This window comes from Psychrobacter immobilis (genome assembly GCF_904846065.1).
Taxonomy (GTDB): domain Bacteria; phylum Pseudomonadota; class Gammaproteobacteria; order Pseudomonadales; family Moraxellaceae; genus Psychrobacter; species Psychrobacter immobilis_H.
In genome coordinates this window covers 1458254-1475493 of record NZ_CAJGZV010000001.1, presented here as the reverse complement: position 1 = coordinate 1475493, position 17240 = coordinate 1458254, and the positions used below count along the sequence as shown (strand labels likewise).

The following is a 17240-nucleotide window of genomic DNA, read 5'->3' as shown; positions in this document are numbered from 1 at the left end:
TAAAATAATTCAAAACCACTATCTAAATTTCTAAAGCGATTTTACCAATGCCTAGACACCATCGGTCGCCACCAGTTTCAATTAACTGGTATAATATGACGTTTATTTTATCATAATACCAGATCCAAAAGATAAGCTGACGTCGTTCTGCTGAGACTACCTATTGTAGCAATGGCATAATTTTTGGCGTCAATATCTATTTTGGAGAACGTACAAATAGTTGAGCCGCTTTATGTCAGCCATACAAGATACCTCAAGCATAGCCGTTTCCGAGTCTTTTACGACTCATCGTCCATTAACACTTGCCGATATCGAAAATCCTAGCGCCAAGCACGTGATTGTCGGTATGTCAGGTGGCGTTGATTCTTCTGTATCAGCCGTTTTACTTCAACAAGCAGGCTTTAAAGTCGAAGGTCTGTTTATGAAGAACTGGGAAGAAGATGACGGCACCGAATACTGTACGGCAATGGACGACCTAGCGGACGCACAAGCGGTATGTGACAAAATCGGTATGAAGCTACACACAGCCAATTTTGCCATGGAATATTGGGATCGGGTTTTTGAGCATTTTTTGGCCGAATACAAAGCGGGTCGTACGCCCAACCCAGATATTTTGTGCAACAAAGAAATCAAGTTCAAAGCATTTTTAGACTATGCTTTGACGTTGGGCGCAGATTATATCGCCACCGGTCACTACACGCGCCGTAGTATGAACTATACGAATGCTAATGGCACTGAGGTTGCGCAGCTATTACGCGGGCTTGATAACAATAAAGACCAAAGTTACTTTTTACATGCGGTTGGCGGCGATAAAATCGCTAAGACACTGTTCCCAGTCGGTGAGCTTGAAAAACCAGTGGTTCGTCAAATCGCTGAAGAACATGATCTTATTACTGCCAATAAAAAGGATTCAACGGGTATTTGCTTTATTGGTGAGCGCCGCTTTAAAGACTTTTTACAACAGTACTTGCCGGCACAAAAAGGCGATATCGTCACTGACGATGGTCACATTATCGGTCAACACGATGGTTTAATGTATTATACGTTAGGTCAGCGCGGTGGTATTGGCATTGGCGGTGTCAAAGATCGCCCAGAAGAGCCTTGGTTCGTATTGGCAAAAGACTTGGACAACAACCGTTTGATCGTTGGACAAGGTCATGAGCATCCCATGATGCTGAGTAATGAGCTGCAAGCTTATAAGCTCGATTGGGTCGATGGTTTACCGCCTGCAGATATATTTACCGATGAAGGTTTACGTTGTATGGCAAAATCGCGCTACCGTCAGCCAGACCAAGCGTGCCGAGTGTTTTCTGTTGATGATAAAGGTTTAGAAGTACGAGTGATATTTGATGCGCCGCAACGGGCAGTGACGCCAGGTCAATCAGCAGTATTTTATATCGATGAGGTTTGTTTGGGCGGCGGTGTCATTGCCTCTATTGACGCGCCTTGCGGGATTTGACATCTCATTTAACATTAATTAATACAATGATTTGTCTTTTTTTAGGATACTGAATGACCGCTCGCCTTTTCGCCTTGCTGAATATCTCATTTTCTTGTTCGATATGGGTAAAGAGAGGTCTTACGCTTACTTTCATTGCTGCGTCATTTAGTGCACAGTCAGCACCATCAGAGCTGGGTAGTATTACGGTTACCAGCTCTAATGCTTCGACTGGTACTGCTTCTGGCACCTATATCGCAGCAGGTTCTGGTGCTACTGGTCGTTTTACTTTAGTGCGCAATGAAAATATTGGTTATAACAGTAATGCTGAGATAACACCGTCTAGTGGTACGCGTACCAATGGTATTGAGATCAGGAATGATTCTAATACTAGTATTGATAGAGATAAATTTGAGTACACTTTCACTATTACGCCTAATGATAACGCCTCTATACATACCATAAAAATTGGTCAAGCCAGCTATTCAATGGGTGGTAACTCAGAAATTGCACGTCAAACGTTAAGTTTTACCCAAAATAGTCAAATTAGTCTACCTGTGCAAGCCACTATCAAAAACAACCCAGATGTCCCCTATTACTATAATGCAATGGGTGATTATTTTATGGGGACCAAACTTAATGCGACTCAATTGAATTCACAAAATGCTGTGTTCAACCCGCAGCTGCGTACCGATAGCTCAAATGTGAATGGTAGTGGTTTATATTATTATAATATTACTAATCTAGCGGGTGCTACTGGTAGCCAAAATCCATATAGCCCTACTTTAACTAACAATCTAGTCGCCCTTAGCTCAAATAACGGGGTTTTACCACCGACGCCAACTTTTGAAAATATTATTAAAAGTATCAATAATGGCAGCACGTATTCTGCACTCTCATCTAATACGGCTATTTCCAATGGTGGTACTTATGTCAGTTATGGCATTGAAAATAGTCAAAGCAATTACGTTGTCGCGGTAAGAAATGCGAACGCTGTGACTTTGACCTATGAAGGTATTATGAATGGTAATATCGGCATTGCGCGTAACGTAGTCGGTGAAACTTTTAATGAATGGATCAGCTTTGGGGTAGAAAGTGAACCATTGAATTACGTCTTTTCAGGCACTGTATTCAATGATAATGGCGGTATAAACGATAGCGACATCAATGTCAAAAAAGATAACGCTACGATAGACAGCGGTATATATAACAATACCAACTTCTTCAATGGTACTTTTGACTCTGCTGAAAGTGGTATTGCAGGTAGCACAGTCAAGCTGGTTGACTGTACAACCAATGCTCCTTTTGAAACTATCAATATTCCTACTAATATTGTCGGTAAATATGAGATTAAAATACCTATCGCTTCTCTAACTGGCAAAAGTACTGTCTGCCTGATTGAAGAAAATAGTGGTAGCACTTATCCCATTCGTACTACTAATGAAAAAACTGTTATTTCCTTAACTACTAACAAGTATAACTATGAAAATAATAACTTTGGCAGAGTGATTGATAAGAACACAGCTTTAGTCCTTGAAAAAGAACAAGCACTTAACGATTGCAAAATCTCCTCATTGTTACCAAATCTAGAAAACAAGCTTGCCTATAGTCAAGCCGCCCTATCTGAAGTAACTCCAGGACAATGTATTGCTTACAAAATCACTGCGACCAATCGAGCCAACCTTAGTATCAATCACTTTGTTCTACAAGATGTCTTGCAAGAAAAAAATGTGAATCGCGCGATAGTGACATCAAAACTTGCGAATCCAATTCATCAAGCAAGCGAATATGCCGCAGACAGTGTCGTTATCGGCAATAACGGTACTGTTAAAACGGTAACCTCAATTTTAGATCCAAGGACAAAACGTAGTTTTTACTTTAATACTAAGTATGGCACGACATACTCTAATACACCCGATGCCCCTTAATAATGGCGTTATATGCATATTTTGATTTTATCAACGGCTACATTTGCTACACTACCCGTATTTTTTTGACCACAGTCTTATATGATGTGTTCATTTGTGTGATTTCACAGTTTTCATCACTTTTACTTTTTTAATTTAAAGGCATTATTATGAACTTACTTACCGCACTCTCCCCAATCGATGGTCGTTACGCCTCCAAAGCTGACAGCTTGCGTCCTTATTTATCTGAATTTGGTCTCATTAAGGCCCGCGTCACTGTCGAGATTCGCTGGTTACAGTCATTGGCTGATAACAGCGCTATTGGTGAATTGGCAGCATTTGATACCGATACCAATGCCTTTTTAAACAGTATCGTTGATGACTTTAGTGAAGCAGATGCCCAAGCTATCAAAGACATCGAAGCGACGACCAATCATGATGTAAAAGCCGTTGAGTACTTTATCAAAGACAAGTTCCGTGGTCAGGCAGCACTTGAAGATTCATTAGAATTTATTCATTTTGCGTGTACTAGTGAAGATATCAACAACTTGTCTTATGCATTAATGCTAAAAGACAGCCGCGAGATTGTGGTTGCTAAAATGCAAGAAGTGACTGATAGCATCGTTGATTTAGCGATTACCCATGCTGACCAACCCATGCTATCACGTACTCATGGTCAAACCGCTAGCCCAACGACGCTAGGCAAAGAAATGGCAAACGTCGCTTATCGCTTAGCCCGTCAAATCAAACAAGTCGGTCAAGTAGAGCTATTAGGTAAAATCAATGGCGCGGTTGGTAACTATAACGCTCATTACGCCTCATACCCTGACGTCGATTGGCAAGCACATGCAGAACGTTTCATCGATGAAAGTCTTGAGCTGACTTTTAACCCTTATACCACGCAAATTGAGCCGCATGATTATATCGCCGAGCTATTTGATGCTGTCAAACGTTTTAATACCATCCTAATCGATTTTAACCGTGATATTTGGCAATATATTAGCTTAGGCTATTTTAAACAGCGCCTAAAAGATGGTGAAGTTGGTTCTTCTACCATGCCGCACAAAGTGAACCCGATTGATTTTGAAAACTCAGAAGGTAACTTGGGCGTTGCTAATGCCATGCTGGCTCATTTGGGTGAAAAACTGCCAATTTCACGTATGCAGCGTGATTTATCAGACTCTACCGTACTTCGTAATATCGGTGTTGGTCTGGCACAAAGCATGATTGCTTATGATGCTTGTTTAAAAGGTGTCAGCAAACTTGAATTGAATGCCCAGCGCTTAAACGACGATTTGGATAATGCACAAGAAGTATTGGCAGAGCCGATTCAAACGGTTATGCGTCGCTACCGTGTTGAAAACCCATATGAGAAGCTTAAAGCTCTGACTCGTGGTAATGCGATGACTCGCGAAGCCATGCTGACATTCGTTGAAAGTGATGAGCTATCTGCGGTGAGCGATGCGGATAAAGCGCGCCTACGTGAGATGACGCCAGCCACTTATATCGGTAATGCGGCGGAGCAAGCGCGCACGATTAAAGAGTGGATTGCTAAGATTTAACTGGCAACAAACTTATCTTTATAAAATGTAAAAAAGATATAAATGAGCTCATTTATATCTTTTTTCAAAAAACCTTACTCTAAACACTATGATTTTTTTAAATACATAGTTAATGGGTGAGGTTTTATTCTTTATCGTCTTCATCTTTTTTATCACTGCTATCACCCGGTATGATGGCTTTGGTCACAGCAACAGTACCTTTGACGACGCCTTTAGTAGTTTTGTAGGCGACTTTTACAGGTACAGTGACGATTTTATGCACACAAGCTTGCAGCATAAATATACTGGCGATGATGACGATAAATTGTAATTTTTTCATAAATTTCCTACGGATAATGAGAGGCATTGATGGCTATAATTTCACCATCAGCTAGACGCTAATCATAAACCAATACATGTCAGCTATAAAGCACTGTTCTAGTTTTATATTCTGTCTACCTTGATATCCTTTCTACTTAAACACACGGATCTACCCATGACTTCTATACCGCTTTGTTTACCCGACTCTATCACGCCTGAGCAATTTTTAAGCGAATACTGGCAAAAAAAGCCACTCTTAATTAAACAAGGCTTACCACAGCTAATTGGCATGTTTGAACCTGACGACATGCTTGGTCTAGCACTAGAAGAAGATGCCGCAGTGCGCCTGCTGACTCAAGCAGCAAGTAAAAAAGAAGGTCAGGCGCAGTGGCAACTCAAAAAAAGCCCATTGACTGAAACTGATTTCGATAACTTACCTGAGCAATGGACTGTACTGGTGCAGAATATGGAACAGTGGTCGCCTGAGCTTGGTCAATTGTGGCAAGCCTTTGACTTTATTCCACAATGGCAACGTGATGACATCATGGTTTCTTATGCGCCAAAAGGTGGTTCAGTCGGCAAACACTATGATGATTATGATGTGTTTTTAGCGCAAGGGTTTGGGTCTAGACGTTGGCAACTGGGCAAATTCTGTGATAAAAATACCGAGTTTGTCGCTGATGAGCCGATTCGCCTCTTTGATGATATGGGTGAGATTATTTTTGATGAGATATTAGAAGCGGGTGACGTGCTTTACGTACCGCCGAAGCTGTCACATTTTGGTGTGGCACAAGACGATTGCTTAACCTTTTCATTTGGCTGCCGTCGTCCTAACTTGATGCAAATCATCGACAGCTTGGCTGATATCGCCACCAACGATAGCGATTTATTTATCCCAATGCTGCTGCCACAAGCGCTGCAAGCGTCAGGTGAATTGCAAGCGAGCAGCATCAATGCGATCAAAGATCAGCTATTACAAATGCTACAGTCTGAGCGTGGTAGTGATATCATTCGTCAAGCAGTTTCTGAAGTCGTCAGCAAACGCCAGTATGATGCGCTGATGCCAGAGGATACATTAGATACAGATGAGCTCATGCAAGCTCTAGCAGAAGGTGCTACCTTGCAAGCGGATTATAGCAATCGTTTGTTATACACCCAGGCGGATAATGACATCGTTTTATATGCCAATGGGCAACGCATTGACGGGCTTGACGAGACCGCAGTAGCGGTATTGGTGCGTTTGGCTAATGGCGAACACCTAAATAGTCAAGATGTCGCCGATGTTGACTCAGACGATTTGAGCGAATGGCTAGAGAACGGCTGGGTGTGGATTGATATTGCTGAATAATATCTATTAATCAGACATTAATCAAATAACGTAAATAAAAAAAACCGCTATCCGACAATTACTCAGATAGCGGTTTTTTCTTATAAATCGTATTCGGTATTTATAGCTATACCAAACACTGCTTCGCACTTATCAAAACGGATATAAGAGCGAAGTGGGTTTGTAATTAATACGGTTATTCTGTACCAAGTTCAAGCAAGCTAGCATTACCACCGATCGCTGTGGTATTGATTGTTTTGACGCGCTCAGTGACAAAACGATGCAAATAATCAGGCGTTAGCATCTCTGACAAGCCTTCCATATCAGTGACGCTGATGACTTGCGTTAAGATACCGTCTGTATTGGCAAGCTCTTGACTGATAGTCTGTACTTCGCTTCGATTGCCAGAGACTGCAACCTGTGCCAGACGATCGATATATAAAAGCGTGACGGTTTGCGAGTCATTCGCCACACTCAATACATCTTCGCTGATACCTGTATCATATAGTATCTTGGCAGCTTCATTGCACATCTCATCTTGGCTTGGGCAATGCAGGATGACTTCATTACCTGTCAATAGTGCGGCTACCAGCTGTCCTAATACTGCCATGGCTCTAGCAGATTCACCACCAATAACCATGGTCTTACCACGACCAGTGACATATAGATCGTTGGACTCACCAGTTGCACCAGTCATGCGATGCACCTCATCCAAGCTAGGCGCGGCGCTCAATAGATGATTGAACAAACGCTTTGCTTTATTGGCGTCACCAGTCAGCAGCGCCAACTTTGGAATAGCCGCTTGTAGATATGTTGCGCGATTCACTGCGCCAAGTAATCGCCAAGATTCACAAACCTGGGCATGATTTTTTTTGAATTCAGTCGCCATGTTGCTACTCCTTATGCGAGTTCTGTTTGAGTGGTGGTTTGGGTAGTGGTATTAGCAGTTGTTTGGTTACTGCTATTTGACTCTGAGCTAAGCTGCATCAAACGTGCGACATAATGCGGGCCACCAGCTTTAGGACCCGTGCCAGACAGACCACAACCACCGAATGGTTGTACGTTTACGACGGCACCGATTTGGTTGCGGTTGATATAAGTATTACCTACAAACGCACGGCGCTCGATGTGCTCAACGGTATTTTCGATACGACTATGAATACCTAGGGTCAAACCAAAGCCTGTCGCGTTGATGGCATCAATCAGCTTATTCAGATCACGTGCTTGATAACGCAGTACGTGCAAAATCGGACCAAAATGCTCGCCACCGATCACGTCGATACTTTTCACTTCGATCGCTGTTGGCAATACAAAGGTAGACTGTTCTTGACTGACAACTGAGCTTGAGCTCATTGGTGTCTGTGCCAAGATAGTCGCTGTTGGCTCAGCGTCCATACGCTCGATATGCGCTTCAAGACTACGTTTGGCATCCGCATCAATCACTGGGCCCACATCTGTAGCAGCATATAAAGGATTGCCGACCGATAGCTCAGCCATATTACCTTGTAATAGCTCAATTAAATTATCAGCCATTTCTTCTTGCACGCACAATATACGACAAGCTGAGCAACGCTGACCTGCTGAACCAAATGCAGATAAGACAGCGTCTCTAACCACTTGTTCTGGCAATGCCGTTGAATCGACAATCATAGCATTCTGACCACCAGTTTCAGCGATAAAGACAGGTAGCTCACCACTGGCTTGTGCATGATCATTTAGGCTTTGGTTAATACGTTGAGCCGTTTGGGTTGAACCCGTAAATATCACACCTGCTATATTGTCAGCCGCTGTCAATGCACCACCAACATCGCCAGCACCGATCACTAACTGTAAGGCTTGTGTTGGTACGCCTGCTTGGTACATTAGCTGAGCACCAAAATGGGCAATCAAGCTGGTTTGTTCGGCAGGTTTCGCCACAACCGTATTGCCTGCTGCTAGTGCCGCTACGATTTGACCAGTGTAGATAGCCAATGGAAAGTTCCATGGGCTAATACAGACAAAGGTGCCACGTGCTTTATAAACTTGACGAGATTGCTTGCCAGCCAAATCGGTGAATTCATGCACGACGTCGTTTAAACGCTCTGCTTCATCGGCATAAAAACGGCAGAAATCAACCGCTTCTTTGATTTCATCAATACCGTCTTGAAGGGTTTTTCCCGCTTCGATTTGGCATAGCGCCATTAGCTCAGCGTAGTTTTCTTCATAGAGATCCGCTATCTTACGCAATATTTCAGCACGCTTATCAGCTGATACTGCTTGCCAGACACGTTGCCCTGCCACTGCCGCATCGATTGCTTGATCAGCTATTTCAGCATTGGCATAAGTGACTTCACCAGCACTTACTTCGTGGTTCCAAGGTGCACGTACGGTTTGAGTCTCAAGCTTGTGCGTTACGCCCTCTACTTCATATTCATCAACTGCTTTGCCATTGACGATGGACGTCGCTGACCAAGTTTTATGCAAATGGCTATCGATAGCAGATTTAAAGGGCAGCCATTGTGACTCTACGAATATATTAGGACCAAAACTGGCACGGCGCGCACCATAAATCTCTAACGGCAACGGAATCTCTGGATTGTGTAACGTCGCATTGGCCAGCAGCTTGTCATAGGGATGTACTGTCAGCTTCTCAATCGGATAAGACTTGTCTAGCAGCTGATGGACAAACGAGCTGTTGGCGCCGTTTTCGAGCAAGCGACGTACCAAATACGGCAGCAAGTCTTTATGCGCGCCAACTGGGGCATAAATACGTACCGGAATTTGATACGCTTGTAAGATATGATCATAAAGAGCATCGCCCATACCGTGCAAACGCTGAAACTCAAACTCTCTATGCTTACTCATGGTCATAATTGACGCTAGGGTGTGCGCATTGTGTGTCGCAAACTGTGGCCAAATCAAGCCGCGCAGATGATCTGACAATAAGAAACGCGCACAGGCAAGGTAAGCAGTATCCGTGCCTTCTTTGCGTGTCCAGACAGGATAGCCTGACAGACCTTTTTGCTGGGCAAGCTTGATCTCAGTATCCCAGTAGGCACCCTTTACCAGACGTACTGGAATACGATCTCCCACCTCAGTCGATAGACGAGCCAGCCACACTAAAATAGCAATGGCGCGCTTAGAGTAACCTTGCACGACCAAGCCAAGACCATCCCAGTCAGCCGTCAAATTGTCACGGTACAAAGACTCAAACAGTTTTAAAGAAATTTCAAGGCGGTCGGCTTCTTCGGCATCGATACTAAGATCCACATTGACTTCACGTGCCGCTTCGATGAGCAGCAAGCAGCGTTGACGTAATAAACCCATGACTTGGGCTTCTTGCGTGGCTTCATAGCGAGGGTGCAATGCTGACAACTTGATAGATACTGATGGCTTAGGCATGCCTTCTTTGACTTTGATACTGGCAGTGGCTCTGATCGCATGCAGGTAGTCATTGAAGTATTTTTCAGCGTCTTTATGCGCAATAGCCGCTTCACCGAGCATATCAAACGAATAGGTATAGCCTTTATTACGATAAGGTTGGCTATTTTTATTGGCGTCCTCGATGGTCTCGCCCAATACAAACTGATGACCCATGATACGCATGGCTTTTTGCATGGCACTACGAATAACAGGCTCGCCCATCTTTTTAGTCATGCGATCCAAAAAGCCTGATGCTGTGGTGCTACTATCAATACTGACGACACGACCTGTCATCATCATGCCCCATGTTGAGGCATTGACCATAAAACCGTTGTCATTTTTGATGTGCTTTTTCCAATCAGCCACACTCATTTTGTCATGAATCAAGGCATCAGCAGTATAATTGTCTGGCACTCGAATCAAGGCTTCTGCCAAGCTCATCAGCAAGATACCTTCTTGGGTGTCAAGACTATACTCAAGCAGTAACGAGTCGACCATCTTGACCGCTTTGCCATCATTACGTACATGCTCAACCAGCTGGCGCGTTTGCTCAGCAGCGGCGTCACGTTCTTCTGTGCTGGGTTTAGCAAGTGGCAATAATTTGGACAACCAGCGCTCTTCATCAACGCTATACAACGGCGAAATACGGGCGTGCAGAGTTTCTGCCGACTGGGCAATGTAATCTGGCGATAGCAAATCGACAGGATTAAACAAAATCGGCTCTTGCGGGGTAAACTGGTCTACTGGGTTCATAACAACTCCATAACTATCGTTTAAAAACCATCATAAATAGTGCTTTAGGAAGTCTGATCGTCTGGTATAACTAGCCATCACCATCATTCATTTAGATGATGGCTATCGATAGATACTTATAACAATAATCAAAAGTCCAAACGGCGCCATCACAAAACGAGAAAATCCAGCGTAGGCTGGAAGCGGTTAAGTAGGTCGTTCGACTGTTAAACGGGCTACGTTAACAATACAAAGGCAACAACGAACAGCTAAGCGGCATTAGTGCCTTCTTCTTGTTTGTAGTGAAAGGAGTGTGATGATCAGATATCGCTATTAAAACGAAAAAATCGCTTTAGCAAAAAAATCTGCCATCTTGAGTGCTGCTAATTCACTGTAAGAAAAACCTCTACGGCGTTGATTGAGGTGATGCGCTTAACTCGGCTATAATATCATGAAAAAAATTTTCAAACTAACGATATTGCTTATTTACACAAATTAATATATTTCTAAAAAACAATTAGTTAACAGCACTTTATCCCTTATGACGCACTGGTTATACTTTTCTATTTACTATTGGCGATTAATTGTTTTTTTAAATCAAACACTTGAATAAATTTAGGGAAATTTGAGCCATTTTAAATCAAAAAAAACCCCTTTATCGTTTCCGAATAAAGAGGAATTTAACGTAACAAAACTCGAAAGCAGTAAAGTAATATCGAACGCTCACTGCATCCTAGTAAAACTTATAAAACCACCAATTTGGTCAGCAAAATAACGGTCAATACCCAAACTGGGATCGTAATTTCAGAGAATTTACCAGTCATCAGTTTTACCGCGGTAAAGGTGATGAAACCAAGCGCAATACCATCAGCGATAGAGTACGTCAGCGGGGTCAATAACAGAACAACCGCTACAGGAGCCGCTTCTGTCAAATCTTCCCAATTGATTTCTTTTAGGGTAAATAACATCAGTACCGACACATAAAAAATCGCGCCAGCTGTGGCGTAAGCAGGAATCATACCAGCCAATGGTGCAAAGAAAATACTCAGTACAAACAATACGCCAACCGTCACTGCCATCAGACCTGTACGACCACCTGATGCCACTCCAGAAGCACTCTCAATATAACTGGTGGTCGATGACGTACCCAACATTGCACCAGCGACCGTAGCAGTAGAATCGGCCAGTAGCGCTTTGTCCATATTAGGAATATTGCCGTCTTTATCAATCAAACCCGCTTTATTGGCAATACCAACCAAACTACCTGTCGTATCAAATAAATCGACGAATAAGAAGGCAAAAATAACGCTGATCATACCAACGTCAAACGCACCCGCAATATCAAGCTCCATCAATGTTGGTGTGATAGATGGCGGCGCAGACATGATGCCAGCAAACTGTGTATGGCCTGTCAACAAGCTAATCACGGTGATAACCAAGATACCAATCGTCACGGCACCTGGGACTTTTTTATAGACCAAACCAATAATAATAAAGAAACCCAAAGCAGCCATCATAGGTGCAAATGAGGTCATATCACCCAGCATCACCAATGTCGCATCACGACCGACAATGATACCTGAGCTCTGTAGCGCAATAAATGCTAAGAAAGCACCGATACCTGCCACAATACCCTGCTTAAGGCTGTTTGGAATGGCATTGATAACCCATTCGCGAATCTTAAACAAACTCAAAATGATAAACAAGCAACCCGATAAGAAAACAGCACCTAGCGCAGTTTGCCAAGCGTAGCCCATACCCAATACAACGCCGTAAGTAAAAAAAGCGTTCAAACCCATACCTGGTGCGAGTGCCACCGGCAGTCTGGCATAGATACCCATAATAAAGCAGCCTATTGCCGCTGCTAAACAGGTGGCAACAAATACCGCCCCTTTATCCATACCAGCTTCCGCCAATACGTTGGGGTTGACAAAGATGATATAAGCCATGGTCAAAAAGGTGGTTATACCGGCAAGGATTTCCGTTTTGACTGTGGTGTTTTCACCATTAATCCCAAAATAGCGTTCAATTGCATTCATAAGTGTCGCGCCCAGCTTGCTAGTGAAAGAACAAATTTATTGATGCCTAAAATAAATATGACGTCAGCCAATGGATGGCGACGTCATTATCAAAAGACAGCGGTAACAAGGTGCAACATTTTAGAGAAGTTGCGGTACAAATTCAATCATTACCAGTGCCTTATGGGTACAAACCCACCTTTTCAGTCGATTGAGACATAACAGCCAGACAATATTTCAGATATCCACATATAAATTAACCTTATACTATGGATTGTACAAACAGCTGTTAATTATTTGGTATTTAACACTTTAACAAATGACCTTTTCGACATTTAGCAGTACACTAGGCGGCTGATAGCAATATGCATCATGACTGTCATATTATATTTTCGTTATTAAAGATCCTATCTGGTCTGCGTGTCGCGCCATACCAGCTATTATTAATTACCCATGAGTCCCATACATGCCTGAATCATTAAATATTATCGACCTTATTACCCAAGCCAGTCTCTTGGTGCAGATTGTGATGGCATTATTGTTATTGGCGTCTTTAGTCAGTTGGGTAATTATCTTTCGTATGAGCGCGCGGCTTGGTACGGCCAAAAATTTCGATCAACAGTTTGAAACTTGGTTTTGGTCAGGTGAAGATTTAGCCAAGCTTTACCAAGGCGTACAAGGCTCGCCTGAACGCCAAGGACTTGAACAAATATTTTATGTGGGATTTTCTGAATACTTAAGAATGCATAAAAAGCGCCAACCCAAAGATGACATCATCGATGGTGTTGAGCGCAAGCTACGAGTCGGTTTAGGACGTCAGCAGCAACTATTAGAATCAGGACTGACTACGCTAGCGAGTATTGGCTCAGTCGCGCCTTATGTTGGATTGTTCGGTACAGTTTGGGGCATCATGAACGCCTTTTTAGGGTTGTCACAAACGGAGCAAGCAACCCTAGCGTCTGTCGCACCTGGTATTGCCGAAGCATTAATCGCAACCGCTATGGGCTTGTTTGCAGCGATTCCTGCCGTACTGGCGTATAACCACTTTACCGCCAAATCTAGTCGCTTGTACGATTCACGTGCTTTATTTTGCGATGAAATGACGGGCATGCTCCAGCGCGAGACCAGTGCAGAAAGCACTGTTGGTAGAGACAATATCGCTACGAGAGAAACGCAATCTACGGCCAATCAGGCACAAGGACTATGAAATCATGAAACAGAGTCCCTATCGCCGTGAAAAAAAAGCGCTAAATGCGGAGATGAATGTCGTTCCTTATATCGATGTGATGTTGGTGCTGCTTGTCATATTTATGGTCACAGCGCCCATGCTGATTACGGGCGTCGATGTTGATTTGCCAAAAGAGCAAACCAATACCATGAGCCAAAGCCAACTACCCGTCATTGTGTCCTTGACCGATAGTGGCGATATTTTTATCAGTTATGAAGACAATGTTGACCTGCCGATTAGTGAACCAGAGCTGATTGATACCCTATCTAACTTACAAAATCAAAGTAGCGATGCTGGGGCGCAGCCTTTACAAGTCATGATTAATGCCGATCAAAACAATCAATATGGCGCTATCATGACACTCATGGCCACCTTACAACAAGCAGGCATTCAAAAGGTGGGATTATTAACAGGCGCACCCTTGCCCACACCATCATTGTAATAAATCCTATTCCTCGCTCAGCTTGCTATAATAAAGTAGATAATTTGATGAACCTCGTCCTTGAGTATCTTTACCATGCATAATGCTCCTGTCGTTTATGTACCGACCCAACCTGAAGGCAATGGGCTAACATTGCCTACGCTACTTAGCGTGCTGGCACATGGTCTCGTGATTGGGATACTCGTTTATACTTATCAACATACTAAAACCGACACTGTGGAAAGTATTGAGACGGTCATGGTCTCCCCTGAGCAATTGGCTGAAATGCAAGGTCAAATCCTTGCCAATCGTGCAGCGGCAGCTAGCGCGATGCAAGCTGCAAATAGCACAAGCAGTGCATCGAGCACCTCATCATCAGAAAGCTTTAGCGATAGCGCCAGTCAGCCAATGCTGATGAGCGAGGAACAAAATCAGCGTCTGCTTGAGCAAAATCAAGAATACGAGCGCAATATGGCTGAGTTTGCAGCACAATTGGATGAGTCGGTGACAGAAGAGCATAGTCAGGTGGAGCAAAACAAAAATGAAAAGCTGATAGAAGAACAAAATCAGCTGGGCGATTTCCGTAATAAACAAAATAACCCGCCAAAGATTACACGCCCGACTGCGACTGATAAAAATTTAAAGATTAATACAGGTGATTCTGGTAGCGCAGGTCAGAGATATGATCTAGAAGCAGACGGCAACTCAACAACATCTAATGGTGGTAGTGGCAGTACCTCTCGTTCTACTGGTGAGTTCAAAAGTGCTATATTAAGTAAAATACAAAGCAAACTTGATACCCCAATCGAAACACAGGGTCTAACCACGTCATTGTCGCTCAAATTAGATACCAGAGGCAACGTGAAATCTGCAAAGGCTAGTGGTCCAAATGCTGTCGTCAACCAAGCAGTTGAACAAGCTGCACGCGCTGCTAGCCCATTGCCAATTGATTTAGACAATCCTGAAAGTTTTGCAAATTTGACAATCAACGTTACTATTAATTGATTTTGTATAGCCTCTAATCCTATATCATTAATGGTTTTCTACTATCTTAAGGTTCTTGTTTATGAGTTTAAGCAAGTGTCATATATTACGTAATACCTCAACTTTACTGCTATTGCTGTCTTTTTTTCTATTATCTAGCTACTCTGTCGCTGGCACATTACCAGAAAGCCATAATGTCAAAAATGAGTTTATGGATCAAAAAGCCTTGTTTGCCGCTATTACTACTAGAAAAAATGATTTAAGTAATGAGAGTCATGTAACAACAGCTATATTAGAAAAAATTAAACGTAATATTACTCTACCCACTGCTACCCCAGAATCAACAACTACTTTATACTTTAAGTTGGATGAAAAAGGTAATGTGTTATCTGTTAAAGCTCAAGGTACAAATCCTGCTGTAAATCAAGTAGTAAAAAGAGCAGCCTTATCTGCTAGTCCATTACCCATTGGCTTAAATAAACCTGAAAACTTTAAAGACTTGATAATTAAAATTAACGTTCAATAAAAAACACCTAACGTTGTACAGTTAATCTCACTATAAATAATAATTAAGCCTGTATGATGAACCAATTATTTCTATTTTAGGATATTACTTCATGAAGCTATCTACACATTCTATCCTTCGTGCCACTTCAAGCCTGTTGTTAATCACTCCCTTGTTATCAGTGCCTGCTTATGCCGCTGAATCAATGGTGCTTGATATGACTGTTACTGCGCCAAGACAACAAAACCAAGTCGCGTTTGTACCCTTTGCTGGTGATTCTGTGTTGTCACCCATTATCGTCAACGACTTAAGCAAAGAAGGTCTAAAAATTACTAGCCAAAACCTACCGCAGCAGCCACGCAGTAGTAGCGAGCTGGCGGGTACTTTGCCAGTATGGCAAAATTTAGGTATTCCGTACTTAGTAATCGGTAGCACGCGTACCAACCGAGGTAAAATTATCACAGATTATGAAGTGATTGATGTCAAATCGGGGCGAATTCTTGAGGGTAAGCAAACCTCGACAACAAATAAAGATCCTGACAGTATGCGTCGTGCTGGACACGTCATTGCCAATAAAATCTACGCATTGATTACTGGTACGCCAGGTGACTTTTCAGGGCGTATTGCTTATATTGAAGAGACTGGTGCTGGTAAAGAAAAAGTCTCACGTTTAAAAGTGATGGATGCCGATGGCGAAAATGCCAAAACCATTACTGAAGTAACTGGTTCTATCTTTTCACCAACATGGTCGCCAGATGGCAATCGCATTGCTTATTCCTTACAACGCGATAAATCTTATCCCGTTATTTATGTACAAAGTGTGAGCGGTGGCGGTGCAACCCCGTTAACGCCCTTCCCTGGCAGCAATCTCAGTCCATCATTCTCTCCTGATGGCAGCAAGATATTATTCTCTAGCAGCTTTGAAGGTAGCGCAGATATTTATGAGATGAATGCCAGTGGTGGTCAACCTAGAAGGCTTATCAATTGGCCAAGCAGCGAAGTGCAACCAAGTTATGCGCCTGATGGCAAATCCTTTGTTTTTGTATCAGACAAAACTGGATTTAACAAACCACAGATTTATCGTTATGAGTTTGGTTCAGGACGTACGACTAAGGTATCAAGTAGCGGTTATGCCACTAGTCCGCAATTTAGTAACGATGGCTCACAAATTGCCTTTTTAAGTGGTCGCTCAGCGGCGATCATGAATAGCGGCGGCGCTGTTACTACTAACTTGGGCAATACCGGTATCGATGAAGCGCCAAGCTTTTCACCCAGTGGCAGAAATGTAATTTATGCTTCAAAACAAGGCGGCAAAGGTAAATTAACAATTAAATCTTTGAGTAGTGGTCAATCGTTTGACATACCTGTACAAGGCATTGCTCGCTCACCAATTTGGTCATCTAGCCCTAAATAAAC

General features: G+C 42.9%; 13 protein-coding genes. 9 read left to right on the top strand and 4 right to left on the bottom strand.

Features of this window, described 5'->3' with window-relative positions; genetic code table 11:
- The first annotated feature begins 232 nt into the window (after positions 1–232).
- The 3 genes from mnmA to purB all read left to right on the top strand — a co-directional run bounded on the left by mnmA (position 233) and on the right by purB (position 4907).
- Complete coding sequence (gene mnmA, locus JMW64_RS06160; protein ID WP_087815219.1) at positions 233–1459, top strand: tRNA 2-thiouridine(34) synthase MnmA; 1227 nt, start codon at positions 233–235, stop codon at positions 1457–1459.
- A 53-nt stretch (positions 1460–1512) separates the two neighbouring features.
- Positions 1513–3366: a hypothetical protein gene (locus tag JMW64_RS06155; RefSeq protein WP_087815217.1), complete on the top strand. Its 1854-nt coding sequence runs from the start codon at positions 1513–1515 to the stop codon at positions 3364–3366.
- A 149-nt stretch (positions 3367–3515) separates the two neighbouring features.
- The gene (gene purB / locus JMW64_RS06150; protein WP_201553726.1) at positions 3516–4907 is read left to right on the top strand and encodes an adenylosuccinate lyase; all 1392 of its coding nucleotides are present in this window, start codon (positions 3516–3518) and stop codon (positions 4905–4907) included.
- 124 nt (positions 4908–5031) lie between these two features.
- On the opposite strand, the gene JMW64_RS06145 is transcribed toward purB, so the two are convergent.
- Complete coding sequence (locus JMW64_RS06145) at positions 5032–5226, bottom strand: NF038104 family lipoprotein (RefSeq protein WP_087815212.1); 195 nt, start codon at positions 5224–5226, stop codon at positions 5032–5034.
- Positions 5227–5382: 156 nt separating this feature from the next.
- Here JMW64_RS06145 and JMW64_RS06140 point away from each other — a divergent pair, with 156 nt between their 5' ends.
- Positions 5383–6555, top strand: coding sequence for a cupin domain-containing protein (locus JMW64_RS06140; protein WP_201553725.1), 1173 nt, complete (start codon positions 5383–5385; stop codon positions 6553–6555).
- A gap of 175 nt (positions 6556–6730) precedes the next feature.
- Here JMW64_RS06140 and JMW64_RS06135 read toward each other — a convergent pair whose 3' ends face one another.
- The 3 genes from JMW64_RS06135 to JMW64_RS06125 form a co-directional block, all read right to left on the bottom strand.
- Positions 6731–7423 carry a 1-pyrroline-5-carboxylate dehydrogenase gene (locus tag JMW64_RS06135; RefSeq protein WP_045446201.1) on the bottom strand — a complete coding sequence of 231 codons (693 nt, stop codon included), beginning with the start codon at positions 7421–7423 and terminating at the stop codon, positions 6731–6733.
- An 11-nt stretch (positions 7424–7434) separates the two neighbouring features.
- Positions 7435–10689, bottom strand: coding sequence for a bifunctional proline dehydrogenase/L-glutamate gamma-semialdehyde dehydrogenase PutA (gene putA, locus JMW64_RS06130; RefSeq protein WP_201553724.1), 3255 nt, complete (start codon positions 10687–10689; stop codon positions 7435–7437).
- 722 nt (positions 10690–11411) lie between these two features.
- Positions 11412–12707: an NCS2 family permease gene (locus JMW64_RS06125; protein ID WP_055124161.1), complete on the bottom strand. Its 1296-nt coding sequence runs from the start codon at positions 12705–12707 to the stop codon at positions 11412–11414.
- A 445-nt stretch (positions 12708–13152) separates the two neighbouring features.
- Between JMW64_RS06125 and tolQ the strand changes: the two genes are divergently transcribed.
- From tolQ to JMW64_RS06100, 5 genes are all read left to right on the top strand, one after another.
- A complete protein-coding gene (gene tolQ, locus JMW64_RS06120; protein WP_045452254.1) occupies positions 13153–13893 on the top strand; it encodes a protein TolQ in 741 nt (246 codons plus the stop codon).
- A gap of 4 nt (positions 13894–13897) precedes the next feature.
- Positions 13898–14356 carry a protein TolR gene (tolR, locus tag JMW64_RS06115; RefSeq protein WP_045452251.1) on the top strand — a complete coding sequence of 153 codons (459 nt, stop codon included), beginning with the start codon at positions 13898–13900 and terminating at the stop codon, positions 14354–14356.
- A 75-nt stretch (positions 14357–14431) separates the two neighbouring features.
- Entirely contained in the window at positions 14432–15340 is a 909-nt protein-coding gene (locus JMW64_RS06110; RefSeq protein ID WP_087815202.1) for a cell envelope integrity protein TolA, read from the top strand.
- A gap of 61 nt (positions 15341–15401) precedes the next feature.
- Entirely contained in the window at positions 15402–15845 is a 444-nt protein-coding gene (locus JMW64_RS06105) for a cell envelope integrity protein TolA (protein WP_087815200.1), read from the top strand.
- 91 nt (positions 15846–15936) lie between these two features.
- Entirely contained in the window at positions 15937–17238 is a 1302-nt protein-coding gene (locus JMW64_RS06100) for a PD40 domain-containing protein (RefSeq protein ID WP_176393080.1), read from the top strand.
- Positions 17239–17240 lie beyond the last annotated feature (2 nt).